This is a genomic window from Crenobacter sp. CS_VA4 (assembly GCF_055597485.1).
Genome location: NZ_JBVMAE010000001.1, coordinates 1 through 14,046 on the forward strand (window position 1 = coordinate 1; position 14,046 = coordinate 14,046).

Consider the following 14,046-nt stretch of genomic DNA (forward strand, 5'->3'; position numbering starts at 1 on the left):
GTCAGAGTGGTCTTACCATGGTCCACGTGACCGATGGTGCCAACGTTTACGTGCGGTTTCGTCCGCTCGAACTTTTCCTTAGCCATGGCAAATTTCCCCTGAATCTGAAAACCAAAGTTAAGCGATGGTGCCCATGGGCAGAATTGAACTGCCGACCTCTCCCTTACCAAGGGAGTGCTCTACCCCTGAGCTACATGGGCCCTAAACTGACACTACGTTTGGAGCGGGTGAAGGGAATCGAACCCTCGTCGTAAGCTTGGAAGGCTTCTGCTCTACCATTGAGCTACACCCGCCTCTCACGATCTCGGGCGACTTACCACATGCCACCCAAACGCTAAATAATCTGGTGGGGGGAGAAGGATTCGAACCTTCGAAGGCTGAGCCGTCAGATTTACAGTCTGATCCCTTTGACCGCTCGGGAATCCCCCCTGAAAGAGACCCGAATAATATAGATCACCCTTTTGGCCGTCAACAGCTTTTTTGAAAAAAACTGCATCTTTTTTCGAGCCAAAACGGACAACGCCCCGATGTCGTTTCATGACATTGGGGCGTTGCATTTTGAATCAAATACTTAGGTTATCTAACAGCAAATCAGGCGGCTTGCCCGGTGATGATCAGGTATTTCTGCTGCAGTTGCTCCTGCGTCTCCGGGTTGCTCGGATCGAGCGGGATGCAATCGACCGGACAGACCTGCTGACACTGCGGCTCGTCGTAGTGGCCGACGCACTGGGTACAGAGGTTCGGGTCGATCTCATAGATTTCCTCGCCCTGCGAGATCGCGCTGTTCGGGCATTCCGGCTCGCACACGTCGCAGTTGATGCATTCGTCGGTGATCATCAAAGACATAGTAATTTCCTCAAGTATTCAATGGGCAAATTTTGGCACCCCGCCCCAGGGGCTGCAAGCATTCCCCGCTATATGGTTAGATCGGGGATGTCGTGGGCGGCCGCACGCAGCAGCGCGTAGTGCACCACCCCGGCCTTGCCCTGGCGTTCGACCTGCCAGTCAGACAAATCCGGCAGCGAGCGCCCTTCTATATAGAGATAGCCCGCTTCGGCCAACCTTGGCCGAACCAGTGGCAACAGGAGCGGCAGCAGGTCGGCGTCGAACGGCGGATCGAGCAGGATCAGGTCGAACCGGTCGCGGCAGCTTTTCAGGTACATCAAGGAGTCCATCGCGACCACGTCGATTTCGTCGGCGCCCAGCTCCTGGCGATTGGCCTTCAGCGCCATCAGCGGCGCACGCGCCTTTTCCACCATGACCACGCGCCGCGCGCCGCGCGAGGCCGCCTCGAAGCCGAGCGCGCCGCTGCCGGCGAACAAGTCGAGGCAAGTCAGGCCGTCGAGCTCCTGGCCGAGCCAGTTGAACAGCGTTTCGCGAACCCGGTCGGGGGTCGGCCGCAGACCGTCGGCGTCGGGGAACGACAACAGGCGCCGCCGGTAGCGACCGGCGATGATGCGCACCCGGTTACGGTTTGCCGACATGGCGGTCCTTTGCAAAAAGCGCAGAGTTTACCCCGATTGCCCTGCGCTTGCCTTGATCAACGCGCGTTTACGGCTGGGCTGTTGCGCCGATGACAACCGTCGACAACGCGTCGGGGTGGACGCGGCGCCGCCAGGCTTCGCGCACCCGTGCCGGGGTGAGCGCCGCCACCGCGCGCGGGTAGCGTTCGAGATAGTCGAGCGGCAGGTGGTAGGCGCCGATCACCGCCAGGTAGCCGAGCAGCTTGCGGTTGCTGTCGAAGCGCAGCGGGAAGCCGCCGATGATGTTGGCCTTGGCCTGGTCCAGCTCCGCCTCGGTTGGGCCTTCGTCGACGAAGCGCGCCAGCGTGTCGCGCGCCACCTCGAGCGCCTGTTCGGCCTGCGCCTTGCGGGTCGACAGCGAAATCGCGAACGGCCCGGCCTGCTCCATCGGCATCAGGTTGCTCGACACTCCGTAGGTCAGCCCTCGCTTGACGCGCACCTCCTTCATCAGCCGGGCATCGAAGCCGCCGCTGCCGAGCACATAGTTGCCGACCACCAGCGCGAAGTAGTCCGGATCGTCGCGGGTGATCAGCGGCGTGCCGAGGCGGATGTGCGCCTGACTGGCCGGACTGGCCTCGCGTACCACGCCGGGCTTGGCCGGCGGCACCGCCGGGATCGCCGGCAGCGCCGGGCCCTGGCTCTTCAGCCCAACGAGCAGTCGTTCGGCCAACCCTTCGGCGCCGGCCCGGTCGACGTCACCGACAATCGATACCACCGCGTAGCGCGGCTGGTAGTGGACCCTCCAGAACGCCACGAGGTCGGCACGCTGGATCGCGGCGATGCCGGCGGCGCCGAGGCGGAATTCGCTGCCGTACGGATGATCCGGATAGAGCAAACGGCCGAGCGCACGATCGGCGAGAAAGCCCGGGTTACTCTCCCGCTGCTTCAGGCCATCGATGGTGCGGCGCTTCTCGCGCTCCAGCACTGCGGCCGGAAAGGTCGGCTTGGCCAAGATGTCGGCGAACAGCGCCAGCGCCGGCTCGCGGGTGGCGGGGCGGGACAGCGTGCGCAGCGTCAGGCCGGCGCGCTCCTCGTCGGCGAAGCCGCCGATGGCGATCGCCAGGTCGGCGGTGGCGGTGCGGATCGCCTCCTCGTCGCGGCCGGCGCTGCCGTTTTCGAGCATACCGGCGGTCAGATCGGACACGCCCGGCTTGCTGTCGCGACGGTTGCCGGCGTCGAAGTCGACGCGCACGTCGAGGATCGGGTTGTCGTGCGACTCGACGAAGTACACCTGCGCGCCGCTGGGCTGCTGCCAGTGCTGGATCTCGACGGCCTGCGCAAGCCCGCTGCACAGCAACACGGTCAGCGCCACGGCGTAGGGCTTAACGGACATGGTCGCCTCCTTGCGGCAGCTCGACGGCCGGGGTCGGTTTGTTCTTGGTCGGCAAGGGCTGCAGCGTCACCACGGTCAGATTGTCGTCGATCAGGCTCCGCGCGGCGGCGCGCACGTCGGCCGAACTGACCTGCATGAGGCGCCGATCCATCGCCTCCTCGTCGCGCCAGGAGAAGCCCAGGCTCTCCAGCGTACCGATCTGCATCGCCTGCTCCTGCATCGAGTCCTTCCGGAACACCCGGCTGGCGTCGATCTGGTGGCGCACCCGCGCCAGCTCGCCTTCGCCGACGCCGTCGCGGGCAATGCGGGCGATCTCCTGGCGGATGCCCTGCTCCAGCTCGGCGACGCTGTGTCCGGCCGCCGGCATCGCCACCACGCTGAACAGCCCGCCGCCGCGGCCGAGCAGCTCATAGCCGGTGCTGACGTTGTTGGCGATGCGCGCCTCGCGCACCAGCTTGCGCGGCAGCCGCGACGCGCCCTGCCCGGCCAGCAGCGCCGACAACATATATAAGGTATAGGGATCGCGATCGTCGACCTGCTGCAGGCGCGGCGCCTTCCACGCCATCGCCAGGTACGGCAGCTCGGACGGCGCCTTGACGGTGACGCGGCGGATGCCGAGCTGTTGCGGCTCCTGCTGCGGCCGGCGCTCAGGCAGCGGCTGGGCGGCGAGCCTGCCGAAGCGCTGCCTCGCCTCGGCGATCACCGCCTGCGGATCGACATCGCCGACCACCACCAGCGTGGCGTTGTTCGGTGCGTACCACTGCCGGTACCACTGGCGCAGGTCGTCCGGCTGCATGTTCTTGATATCGTCCATCCAGCCGATCACCGGCACCCGCTCCGGGCTGGCGACGAAGGCGCTGGCGTAGAGGTTTTCGAACAACACGCCGCTCGGCTGGTCGTCGGTGCGCAAGCGCCGCTCCTCCTTGACCACCTCGAGCTCGCTCTGGAACGCGGCGTCCTTGAAGTCGAGGTTGTGCATCCGGTCGGCCTCCAGCGTCAGCGCCAAGGGCAGGCTGTTGGCCGCCAACAACTGATAGTAGACGGTGTAGTCGCGGCTGGTGAAGGCGTTGTCCCTGCCGCCGGCGGCGGCGATGCGGTGCGAGAACTCGCCGGCCGGCACCGAGGGCGTACCCTTGAACATCATGTGCTCGAGCAGGTGCGACAGGCCGGTGCGACCGTTTACCTCGTCGAGGCTGCCGACCCGGTACCACAGCTGCGACACCGCCACCGGCGCACGCGCGTCGCGCTTGACGACGATCTTGAGACCGTTGGCTAGCGTGGCTTCGACCGGGTGGTCGGCCAGCGCCATCAGCGGGGCGAGCGCCAGCACGGCGGCCGCCACACAACGCTGCACAAACAAGGGATACGGCATGATCGCTGTCCTGATCCTGTTTTGACGTTACAATCCGGGTATTTTCGACGAGTCGTGTTGACCTTAGCGAGACATGTTTAGTTTCTTCAAGAAGAAGTCCCCGCCGCCGGCCCCGCCGGCCACCGAAACCCCGCTGGTCGTGACCGAGCCGACGGCCGCGGTTTCGACCACCCACGAGCCGGTCGCACCCGCCGTCGAGACGGCGGTCGTCGAATCGCCGGCCGTTGTCGACGCCACCCCTATTATCTTGCCGGACGCCGCCCCTCCGACACCGGTCGCCGAAGCGCCCGGACAGGATGAGGAACCGCTCGAGCACCTGCCCGCGCCGAACAAGAAGCTCAGCTGGACCGAGCGGCTGAAGGCCGGCCTGTCCAAGACCCGCGACAAGCTCGGCAAGTCGCTGGCCGGCGTGTTCGGCGGCGGCAAGATCGACGAAGACCTGTACGAAGAGCTGGAAACCGTGCTCTTGACCGCCGACATGGGCGTCGACGCCACCATGCACCTGTTGAAAGACGTGCGTGACCGGGTGTCGCTGCGCGGCCTGAAGGACGGCAGCGAGCTGAAGGGCGCGCTGAAGGAGTCGCTGACCGAGCTGATCGGCCCGCTGGAGAAGCCGCTCGACGTATCCGGCCACAAGCCCTATGTCATCATGATGACGGGCGTGAACGGCGCCGGCAAGACCACCTCGATCGGCAAGCTGGCCAAGTACTTCCAGGACCAGGGCAAATCGGTGCTGCTGGCGGCCGGCGACACCTTCCGCGCCGCGGCGCGCGAGCAGCTGGTCGCCTGGGGCGATCGCAACAACATCACGGTGATCACCCAGCAGGGCGGCGACGCGGCGGCGGTGTGCTTCGACGCGATCAAGGCCGCCGAGGCGCGCGGCATCGACATCGTGCTGGCCGACACCGCCGGCCGGCTGCCGACCCAGCTGCACCTGATGGAAGAGATCAAGAAGGTGAAGCGGGTGATCCAGAAGGCGCTGCCGGACGCGCCGCACGAGATCGTGCTGGTGCTCGACGCCAATATCGGCCAGAACGCGCTGAACCAGGTGAAGGTGTTCGACGAGGCGCTCGGCCTGACCGGCCTGGTCCTGACCAAGCTCGACGGCACCGCCAAGGGCGGCGTGATCGCGGCGATCGCCAAGCAGCGGCCGATCCCGCTGCGCTTCATCGGCGTCGGCGAGAGCATCGACGACCTGCGCCCGTTCAGCGCCCGCGACTATGTCGACGCGCTGATCGACTGATTCATCAATTGACCAGTGGCGGCGGGCGGCTCGCCCGCCGCCAAGCAAGGGGAACCGTCTCGCATGATCCAGTTCGACCAGGTCACCAAGCGTTACCCGGGCGGCGTCGAGGCGCTGAAAAATCTCAGCTTCGGCATCGAGACCGGCGAGATGGTGTTTCTCGCCGGCCACTCCGGCGCCGGCAAGTCGACGCTGCTGAAGCTGATCTCCGGTCTCGAGCGCGCCACCGCCGGCAACGTGATGGTCAGCGGCCACAACCTGTCCAAACTGCGCGGCAGCCAGCTGCCGTTCGTGCGCCAGCACATCGGCGTGGTGTTCCAGGACCACAAGATCCTGTTCGACCGCAATGTGTTCGACAATGTGATGCTGCCGCTCGACATCATCGGCTTCGACCGCCGCGAGGCCGGCCGCCGGGTGCGCGCCGCGCTCGACAAGGTCGGCCTATTGGGCAAGGAAAAGGTGATGCCGATCCGCCTGTCCGGCGGCGAGCAGCAGCGGCTGTGCATCGCCCGCGCGGTGGTGCACCGCCCGGCGATCCTGATCGCCGACGAGCCTTCGGCCAACCTCGACCGCGCCTACGCGCTCGACATCATGGAATTGTTCAAGTCCTTCCACCAGGTCGGCGTCACCGTGCTGATCTCGGCGCACGACGAGACGCTGATGGAAGACTATGGCCGCCGCATCCTGCGTCTGAAGGAAGGACAGTTCGCCGCATGAAACACTACCTGTTCTTGCACTGGCAGAGCGCGCGCACCGCGCTCGCCAAGATCCTGCGCCAACCGGTCGGCAGTCTGCTGTCCCTGGCGATGCTGTCGGTGGCGATGGCGCTGCCCTTGTCGCTGTACCTGACGGTGATGAGCGTCCAGGACTGGGTCGGCAAGCTGACCGCGACGCCGCAAGTCACGCTGTTCATGGAGCAAAGCGCCGAGCAAGCGGATATCGCCGCGGTCGGCAGCGCGCTGAAGACCCATCCGCGGGTGAAGGGCTACACCTTCGTCAGCAAGAAGCAGGCGCTCACCGACCTGGAAAAGCGCAATGGCATGGCCGGGCTGACCGATGGGCTCGGCGGCAATCCGCTGCCGGACGCGTTCGTCGTCACCCCGGCGACGCTGGAGCCGAAGCAGCTGGAGCTGCTGCAGAAGGAGCTGTCCGGCCTGCCGATGGTGGAAGAGGCGCAGTTCGACGCCAACTGGGCGAAGCGGCTGTACGGCATGGTCGAGCTGGGCAAGCAGCTGACGGTGTTCCTGGCGCTGGCGCTGAGCGTGGCGCTGGTGCTGATCACGCACAACACCATCCGGATGCAGATCCTGGCGCGCCGCGACGAGATCGAGGTGTCGAAACTGATCGGCGCGACCGACAGCTTCATCCGCCGGCCGTTCCTGTATCACGCGCTGTGGCAGGGCCTGTTGGCCGGCCTGGTGGCGTGGGGGCTGACCAGCTGGCTGATCGCCACCGCCAACCCGGCGATCGCCGAATTCGCACGGCTCTACAACGAGCGGGTGGAACTTCGCGGCCTGGCCCCACTCGAACTGGCTTTGGTATTGGCTGGTGCGGCGCTGCTCGCCACGCTGGGCGCCCGGCTGGCGGCCGATCACCATCTGCGCCGGGTCAGCGCCAGCTAGCCCGAAGCCGCATTGAATCAGGCTATTGATATCATTGAAAAATTCCAACGGCGACCGGACCGGCGCCGTTTGGCACTCGCGAACGTCGAGTGCTAAGATACGGTCCATGCCCAAGGAGGAATGCCAACCTATGACAGCTACTATCGCTCTGCCCGTCCCTTCGACCAACGGCAGTCTGGAGCAGTACATCCAGACGGTGAACAGCATCCCGATGCTGACGCCCGAAGAGGAAAACGAGCTGGCGACACGCTTCCACCGCTCCGAGGATCTGGAAGCGGCCAAAAAGCTCGTGCTGTCCCACCTGCGCGTGGTGGTATCGATTGCCCGCGGCTACGCCGGTTACGGCCTGCCGCAAGCCGACCTGATCCAGGAAGGCAATATCGGCCTGATGAAGGCGGTGAAACGCTTCGAGCCGACCCGCGGCGTGCGGCTGTTCTCGTTCGCGGTGCACTGGATCAAGGCGGAAATCCACGAATTCATCCTGCGCAACTGGCGCCTGGTGCGCGTCGCGACCACCAAGCCGCAGCGCAAGCTGTTCTTCAACCTGCGCAGCATGAAGAAGAGCTTCGCCGCGCTGACCGACCATGAAGCGCAGCAGATCGCCGACGATCTTGGCGTGAAGCGCGAAGAAGTACTGGAAATGGAGACCCGCCTGACCGGTCAGGACATCGCCCTGGTGGCCGACAGCGACGACGACGAGGCGTTCGCGCCGATCGACTGGCTGGCCGACCACGACCACGAGCCGACCCGTCAGCTGGAGAAGCGCGCGTTCGACCGGCTGCAGAGCGACGGCCTGCGCGAGGCGCTGGAAGCGCTCGATCCGCGCAGCCGCCGCATCATCGAGGCGCGCTGGCTGGCCGACGACAGCGGCGCGACGCTGCACGAACTGGCCGCCGAGTTCGGCGTGTCGGCCGAGCGGATCCGCCAGATCGAGGCGAAGGCGCTGACCAAGATGAAGACGACGCTCGCCGCCGAAGTCGCCTGAGCGATTCGACCTCCCCATGAAAACAGCCCGCAGATGCGGGCTGTTTGTTTTGCTGCGGCCGGCTAACCCGGCCAAGATTCACTCGTCGCTGCCGGCGCTGGCGCTCTTGTAGCGCGCCGGCAGGCGGTCGTAGCCGGCCTGGGCGACGCGGCGCAGCCCGGCGTACTGCGGCTGGTCGTCCAGGTCGTCGAGGAAGCTCTGCGCGTAGGTCGGGAACGACGCCAGCGCCTGGCCGAGTGTCTCTTCGGCGCGGCGGTTGTCGCCGGCCAGCACCTCGAGCTTGGCCTTCTTCAGCAGCACGTCCGGGTACGGGCGCGACGCCGCCAACAGGTTCACCCAGCGGCGCTTCTGCGCCAGATTGTCCGGCGTGGCGTCGAGGTAGTTGTCGAGCGTGCTGAGCGCGTGGAAGGCGTACAGCGGCTCATGCTCGACGATGTCGGCGAGCCGGGCGATCCGCGGTGCGTCGCGCTTGGCGTTGTCGTACGGCGTGTACAGGCCGACCAGCTCCCAGTAGCGGTGATAGCCCTGCACCGACAGCACGGTCAGCACCACCGCCAGCACCGCGCTGCCGAACGGCCAGAGCCAACCGCGGCGCAGCGCTTCCGGCGGCGGCGCCAGCGCCACCGCCATCACCAGCACCGCCAGGAAGTACAGGTACCAGAGCGGGTATTCGAGCAGGCTGTGCAGCAGCGTCACCGCCAGCATCGCCAGCGGCAACGCGCCTTCCGGCCGCGCCGGGCGGCTGAAGTACGGCCACAGCGCCCAGACGAAGCCGCCGAGCGTGACCAGCGTGCCGAGCAGGCCGACTTCGGCCAACAGCTGCAGCACCAGGTTGTGCGCGTTGGTGAACAGCCCGCTGTTGAACGCCGCGTCGGCGAACTCCGGGCGCATCTGCAACAGCACGCTCTGCGTGCCGAACTGCGACCAGCCGGTGCCGAACCACGGCTGCGCCTGGAACACGATCCAGGCCTTGTGCCACTCGACGAAGCGGCGCGCGCCCATGCCGTCGCCGTTGGCGGCGAGCCGCTCGACACCGCTCGCCACCTCGACCTGGCTGTGGGTGAACAGCGATATCAGGTGGTTGGCGAGCGGCAGCACGAACTGGCCGGCGATGATCGCGACCGCGACACCGGTGAACGCGAGGCCGATGCGCCGTGACGCCGGCTCGCGCACCCGCCAGTGCCAGACCCAGCCGATCAGCACCATCGCCACCGCGTATAAGAGCACGGTACGCGAAGCGGCCCAGCCGATCGACAGCGCCAGCCACAGCACCGTCAGCACCGCCAGCCAGGGCTTCAGCCGGCGCTCGCAGGCGAGGTACGCGGTCGCGAGCGTCCCCCACGCCAGGTAATGCGCGTACTGGTTGCGCTGGCCGATATGGCCGAACACATTGGTGGTCGGGTGGCTCGAGTCGTAGAACAGCACCCCGCCCATGTGTCCGGCCAAGCCGGTCACCTGGCAGAAGCCGATCAGCGACTGCGCCAGCGCGCCGAACAGCAGCCCCCAGGCCAGCCAAACCGTCAGCGACACGCTGCCGTGCCGCTCGCGCAGCGCCGCGGCGACGTAGCCGAGCAGCACCAAGGCGGCGAAGCACAGCGAGGTCGCCCAGTTCAATCCCGGGAACAGGATGTCGACGAACCACGGCTGTACCACCCAGACCGCCGCCAGCACCAGCATCCAGACGCTGACCCGCGGCAGCCGGGCCGGCAGCGCGCCGCCCGGCAGCAGGAACAGCCAGGCGAGCAGCGCGAGCCACACCACGATCGCCTCGCCGAACCATTGCGGCAGCGGGACGTAATGGAGGCGCGACAGGAACGGCAGCGCGGCGATCAGGCACCAGCTGGTCAGCGCCAGCGGGGTGGCAACACGTTGGATGGACATGGCGAAGAACGGGAATAGAGCAAAACGCGAAGGATACCGCAAGGCGGCCGCAACACGAACTGCGGCGGCCTCGAGACAGGGTTTACTGTGGCAGTGGCCGCGCCACGCCCGGCGGCGCCAGCCGTTCGACCATCGCCCGGGCGCCGTCGTGGCGGTAGCGCGCCGCCGCCTGTTCGGCCAACTGTTTGAGTGGCAGCAACTGGCTGCCCGGCAACGGTTTGAGCAGCACGGCAAAACCCGGCGCGTAGTCCGGGTAGCTCGCCAGTGCCATCAGCAAGGCCTCGTGCGCCCGCGCCGCATCGCCCCGGTAGGCGCGCAGCACCGCCAGCTTCAGCAGCAGGTTCGGGTACGGCCGGTAGGCGGCCAAGCGCTCGAGCAGTGCCAGCTTCAGCGGCAGCAGCTCGGGGCTCGGCTCCAGGTAGCTCGCCAGCGTCAGGTCGGCGTCGTAACTCCACAAGGGGTGACGGCCGAGCGCGCCGAGCTCGACAATCCGGCTGGCATTGACGCGGGCGTCGCGGCTCGGCTGCTGCCAGTCGACCAGTGCCCAGAACTGCGAGCCGCCGCTGATCGCGTACCCCAGAGCGGCCACGCCGAGCGCGACGAGCAGCAGCCGGCGTAAGGTTGGCCGAACCGCCAGTTGCAAGGGTCGCGCCGGCGACAGCGCCAGCACGATCATCAGCCCGGTCAGGAACGGCAGGTACCAGAGCGGGTACTCGAGCAGCGAATGGCTGAGCGTGATCGCCGCCAAGGTCAGCAGCAGCAGGTTGTCGGCGCTCGCCGCATCGCGGCGGAAGTACGGCAGCAGGCACCCGCCGAGTCCCAGCGATGCCAGCAGCGTGCCGAGCAGGCCGGTTTCGGCCAACAGCTGCGCGATCAGATTGTGGCTGTGCGCGAACAACCAGCTCTCCGGTACCTTGGTGTAACCGCCGAACGCCTCGAGCCAGACGCTGTCGTAGCCGAAACCGCCCCAGCCGGTGCCGAGCAGCGGATGCGCCAGAAACACCTGCCAGGCCTTCTGCCACTCGATCCAGCGCCGCGCGCCGAAGCCGCCGTCGAGCAGCCGGTCGGCGCCGCTGCCGAGCCGCACCGGCAGGCCGAGCGCGGCCAGCATCGCGTCGATCTGGTGCACGAACAGCTGGGTGACCGCGATCGCCAGCGTCGCGACCGCCGCCGCGCGGGCAAATGCCTTGAGCGTCGCGTCGCCGCCGTTGCGGGCGCGCCAGAGCAGCGTCAGCAGGCCGAGCGCCACGCCGTACGCCAGCACCAGCCGCGCCCCGCTCCACGCCATCAACAGTGCCAGCAGCAGGCAGAGCGGCGGCAGCATCAGCCAGCGCAGCCGGCCGCGCGCGTGCAGGTAGCAGGCGGCGACCAGCCCCCAGCCGAGGTAATGGGCGAACAGGTTGCGCTGGCCGATATTGCCGATCACGCTGCCGGCCGGGTTGGCCGCGTCGAACACCAGCCAGCCGTGCGCCAGCGGCGCGAGGCCGAACACCTGCGCCGCGCCGATCAGCGCCTGCAGCAAGGCGCCCAACAGCAGGACCGCGGCCAGCGCGTCGAGCACTGTTTCCCGACCGAGCGTTTCGGCCAACTTAAACGCCAGCGCACCGGCCAGCGTCGCGAACAGCAGTGCGGCGGAGGTCAGGAGCGCCTCGCCGGGGTAGACCCGTTGCCCCCACTGGGCCACCAACAGCGGGGAGAGGGCCAAGGGAATGGCAAAGGCGACAATACTGGGGAGCCGCAACGGCGAGTCATTGCCGGTGCCACGCCGGCAGGCAAACAACAGGGTCGCCAGGCCGATCAGCGCGACGGCACCGGCCTGCGTCCACCAGTCGGCCAAGGGGGAAAAACGCCAGGGGTTGAGCAAGGGCAGCAGCAACGCCGACAGCAGCCCGTACAGCGCAAGGGTAGTGAGTCGCAAAGGAGCGTCCGGAAAGACGATAGGGTGCTGATCTCAGCACCCTATCGAGGAAGAAGCTGGCTACAGGCGCTTAGCCGCGGCAGTTGGCGGGCAAATACTTGCTAGGAGCCGGATTCGCGCTTGCACTATCACCAGCGCGGCAAGTCCAAGTGACGACACCACTAGCTAGGTGCCCTACTAGCGAGAACGTATCAGCAGTCGCAGAGATAGCAGAACCAACCGCACTGGCAAGAGTGACCGTAATAATGCCGTCATTGTTGGTGCCCGGGTTGTAATCAACCTTGCTCACATAGGTCGAAGATGCGTCGAGGATTCCAGCCGTTGCTTTATCTGCAGGCATCTTGTTATTGGTCATTGCATACTCAGACACCGAAGTCTTAGCCGCGCTCAACACCTGCAGCGCCTCGGTCACCTTGGCACGCGCGGTGTAGTCCTGGTACTGCGGAATCGCGATCGCCGCCAGAATGCCCACGATCGCAATCACGATCATCAGCTCGATCAGGGTGAAACCCTGCTGCATGGATTTAGCCATGACTACTGCCTCCAGAGAAAGATAGGTTTCGAAGCGACCGCTACGGTAAGGCCTCTTGTAAAAACATGTCAATATCATTTACAGCTGGCGGGTGGATAAGGCCGAGCCCGGCGGGCGATGAGTCAGCCTTCTCCGGCCCAGCGACACGTAGCGCATGGTGACAGCATTGCCGTGCAGGTGATAGCGCGGCCGGGTGGACGCTCGTGTCACAATGGCGCGATCGATTAGCCGAACGAGGACTCCCGATGTCGCACAACCAGGACTGGCTCGCCCGCAGCCGCGCCGCGGTCTGGCACCCCTGCACCCAGATGAAGCGCCACGAGACGCTGCCGCTGATCCCGATCGCGTCGGCCGACGGCCTGTACTTGACCGACTTCGAAGGCAAGTCCTACCTCGACGGCGTCAGCTCGTGGTGGGTGAACCTGTTCGGCCACGGCCACCTGGCGATCAAGGCCGCGATCAAGGCGCAGCTCGACTCGCTCGAGCACGTGATGCTGGCCGGCTTCACCCACCGGCCGGTGGTGGAGCTGTCGGAGCGGCTCGCCGCGCTGTCCGGCCTCGGCCACGCCTTCTACGGCTCGGACGGCGCGTCGGCGACCGAGATCGCGCTGAAGATGAGCTTCCACTACTGGCAGAACGTCGGCGAGCCGGCCAAGCGCCGCTTCGTCAGCCTGGAGGGCAGCTATCACGGCGAGACAGTCGGCGCGCTGGCGGTGACCGACGTGCCGCTGTTCTCCGACACCTACGCACCGCTGCTGAAGACCGGCCTGCGCGTGCCGAGTCCGGACGCCCGTTTGGCGGCAGCCGGCGAAACCGCCGCCGACGTGGCGCGCCGTGCCGCCACCGCGCTGGAAAACCTGCTGAAGAAACACCACGGCGAGATCGCCGCGCTGATCGTCGAACCGTTGGTGCAGGGCGCGGCCGGCATGGTGATGTATGACCCGCTCTATCTCACCCTGGCGCGCGAGCTGTGCGACCGCTACCGGGTGCACCTGATCGCCGACGAGATCGCGGTCGGCTTCGGCCGCACCGGCACGCTGTTCGCCTGCGAGCAGGCCGGCATCCGCCCGGACTTCCTCTGCCTGTCCAAGGGCATCACCGGCGGCTTCCTGCCGCTGTCGTGCGTGCTGACCACCGATAGCGTCTACGCCGCGTTCTATGACGACGACGTGACGCGCGGCTTCCTGCATTCGCACAGTTACACCGGCAACGCGCTCGCCTGCGCGGCGGCGCTGGCGGTGCTCGACCTGTTCGAACGGGACAATGTGCTTTCGGCCAACAGGGAGAAGGCCGCGCGTTTCGGCGAAATCCTGCTCCCGGTCGCCGAGCACCCAGCGGTACGCCAGTTCCGCCACGTCGGCATGATCTGGGCGTTCGACGTCGCGACCGAGCGCGGTGACTTCGCGCAGGCATTCTTCGCCGGAATGCTCTCGCGCGGCTGCCTGTTGCGCCCGATCGGCAAGACCGTCTACCTGATGCCGCCGTACATCATCGACGACGCGCAGATGCAGCAGCTGGCTGACGCGGTGTTGGCCGAACTGGATCGCCTCGCCGGCGGCCAAGGAGGAGCCTCCAGCCCGGCGTTGCCCTGACTGGCAGAGCGCTGACCCGCTGACTAGGATTAAAGCCACAGTCAT

The 14,046-nt window shown here is 66.6% G+C and carries 13 protein-coding genes and 3 tRNA genes; 5 read left to right on the forward strand and 11 right to left on the reverse strand.

Annotation, left to right across the window (positions count from 1 at the left end; translation table 11 throughout):
- From ACZ2IA_RS00005 to ACZ2IA_RS00040, 8 genes are all read right to left on the reverse strand, one after another.
- On the reverse strand, positions 1-86 hold an 86-nt coding region (locus ACZ2IA_RS00005; protein WP_039555751.1), incomplete at its 3' end, for a GTP-binding protein.
- 39 nt (positions 87-125) lie between these two features.
- Positions 126-200 (reverse strand) — tRNA-Thr (locus ACZ2IA_RS00010).
- A 19-nt stretch (positions 201-219) separates the two neighbouring features.
- Positions 220-293, reverse strand: a tRNA-Gly gene (locus tag ACZ2IA_RS00015).
- 51 nt (positions 294-344) lie between these two features.
- Positions 345-429 (reverse strand) — tRNA-Tyr (locus ACZ2IA_RS00020).
- A gap of 162 nt (positions 430-591) precedes the next feature.
- Positions 592-846: a YfhL family 4Fe-4S dicluster ferredoxin gene (locus tag ACZ2IA_RS00025; RefSeq protein WP_470290503.1), complete on the reverse strand. Its 255-nt coding sequence runs from the start codon at positions 844-846 to the stop codon at positions 592-594.
- 68 nt (positions 847-914) lie between these two features.
- Positions 915-1,484 carry a 16S rRNA (guanine(966)-N(2))-methyltransferase RsmD gene (gene rsmD, locus ACZ2IA_RS00030; RefSeq protein WP_470290504.1) on the reverse strand — a complete coding sequence of 190 codons (570 nt, stop codon included), beginning with the start codon at positions 1,482-1,484 and terminating at the stop codon, positions 915-917.
- A 67-nt stretch (positions 1,485-1,551) separates the two neighbouring features.
- Entirely contained in the window at positions 1,552-2,856 is a 1,305-nt protein-coding gene (locus ACZ2IA_RS00035) for a M16 family metallopeptidase (RefSeq protein ID WP_470290505.1), read from the reverse strand.
- Entirely contained in the window at positions 2,846-4,228 is a 1,383-nt protein-coding gene (locus tag ACZ2IA_RS00040; protein ID WP_470290506.1) for a M16 family metallopeptidase, read from the reverse strand. Before ACZ2IA_RS00040 ends, ACZ2IA_RS00035 begins: the two co-directional genes overlap by 11 nt.
- 73 nt (positions 4,229-4,301) lie before the next feature.
- Between ACZ2IA_RS00040 and ftsY the strand changes: the two genes are divergently transcribed.
- The 4 genes from ftsY to rpoH all read left to right on the forward strand — a co-directional run bounded on the left by ftsY (position 4,302) and on the right by rpoH (position 8,078).
- Positions 4,302-5,471, forward strand: a complete 1,170-nt coding sequence (ftsY, locus tag ACZ2IA_RS00045; RefSeq protein ID WP_470290507.1) for a signal recognition particle-docking protein FtsY — start codon at positions 4,302-4,304, stop codon at positions 5,469-5,471.
- A 63-nt stretch (positions 5,472-5,534) separates the two neighbouring features.
- Positions 5,535-6,188, forward strand: coding sequence for a cell division ATP-binding protein FtsE (gene ftsE / locus ACZ2IA_RS00050; protein WP_470290508.1), 654 nt, complete (start codon positions 5,535-5,537; stop codon positions 6,186-6,188).
- Entirely contained in the window at positions 6,185-7,093 is a 909-nt protein-coding gene (ftsX, locus tag ACZ2IA_RS00055) for a permease-like cell division protein FtsX (protein ID WP_470290509.1), read from the forward strand. The genes ftsE and ftsX overlap by 4 nt, the downstream gene beginning before the upstream one ends.
- Positions 7,094-7,223: 130 nt before the next feature.
- Positions 7,224-8,078, forward strand: coding sequence for an RNA polymerase sigma factor RpoH (rpoH, locus tag ACZ2IA_RS00060; protein ID WP_470290510.1), 855 nt, complete (start codon positions 7,224-7,226; stop codon positions 8,076-8,078).
- Positions 8,079-8,156: 78 nt separating this feature from the next.
- On the opposite strand, the gene ACZ2IA_RS00065 is transcribed toward rpoH, so the two are convergent.
- The 3 genes from ACZ2IA_RS00065 to ACZ2IA_RS00075 all read right to left on the reverse strand — a co-directional run bounded on the left by ACZ2IA_RS00065 (position 8,157) and on the right by ACZ2IA_RS00075 (position 12,409).
- Positions 8,157-9,959, reverse strand: coding sequence for a PglL family O-oligosaccharyltransferase (locus tag ACZ2IA_RS00065; RefSeq protein ID WP_470290511.1), 1,803 nt, complete (start codon positions 9,957-9,959; stop codon positions 8,157-8,159).
- Between the two features lie 82 nt (positions 9,960-10,041).
- On the reverse strand, positions 10,042-11,877 hold the full coding sequence (locus ACZ2IA_RS00070; protein WP_470290512.1) for a PglL family O-oligosaccharyltransferase: 1,836 nt from the start codon (positions 11,875-11,877) through the stop codon (positions 10,042-10,044).
- Positions 11,878-11,947: 70 nt separating this feature from the next.
- Positions 11,948-12,409 carry a pilin gene (locus ACZ2IA_RS00075; RefSeq protein ID WP_470290513.1) on the reverse strand — a complete coding sequence of 154 codons (462 nt, stop codon included), beginning with the start codon at positions 12,407-12,409 and terminating at the stop codon, positions 11,948-11,950.
- 245 nt (positions 12,410-12,654) lie between these two features.
- On the opposite strand from ACZ2IA_RS00075, the gene ACZ2IA_RS00080 reads away from it, so the two are divergent.
- Entirely contained in the window at positions 12,655-14,001 is a 1,347-nt protein-coding gene (locus ACZ2IA_RS00080; RefSeq protein ID WP_470290514.1) for an adenosylmethionine--8-amino-7-oxononanoate transaminase, read from the forward strand.
- Positions 14,002-14,046: the final 45 nt, after the last annotated feature.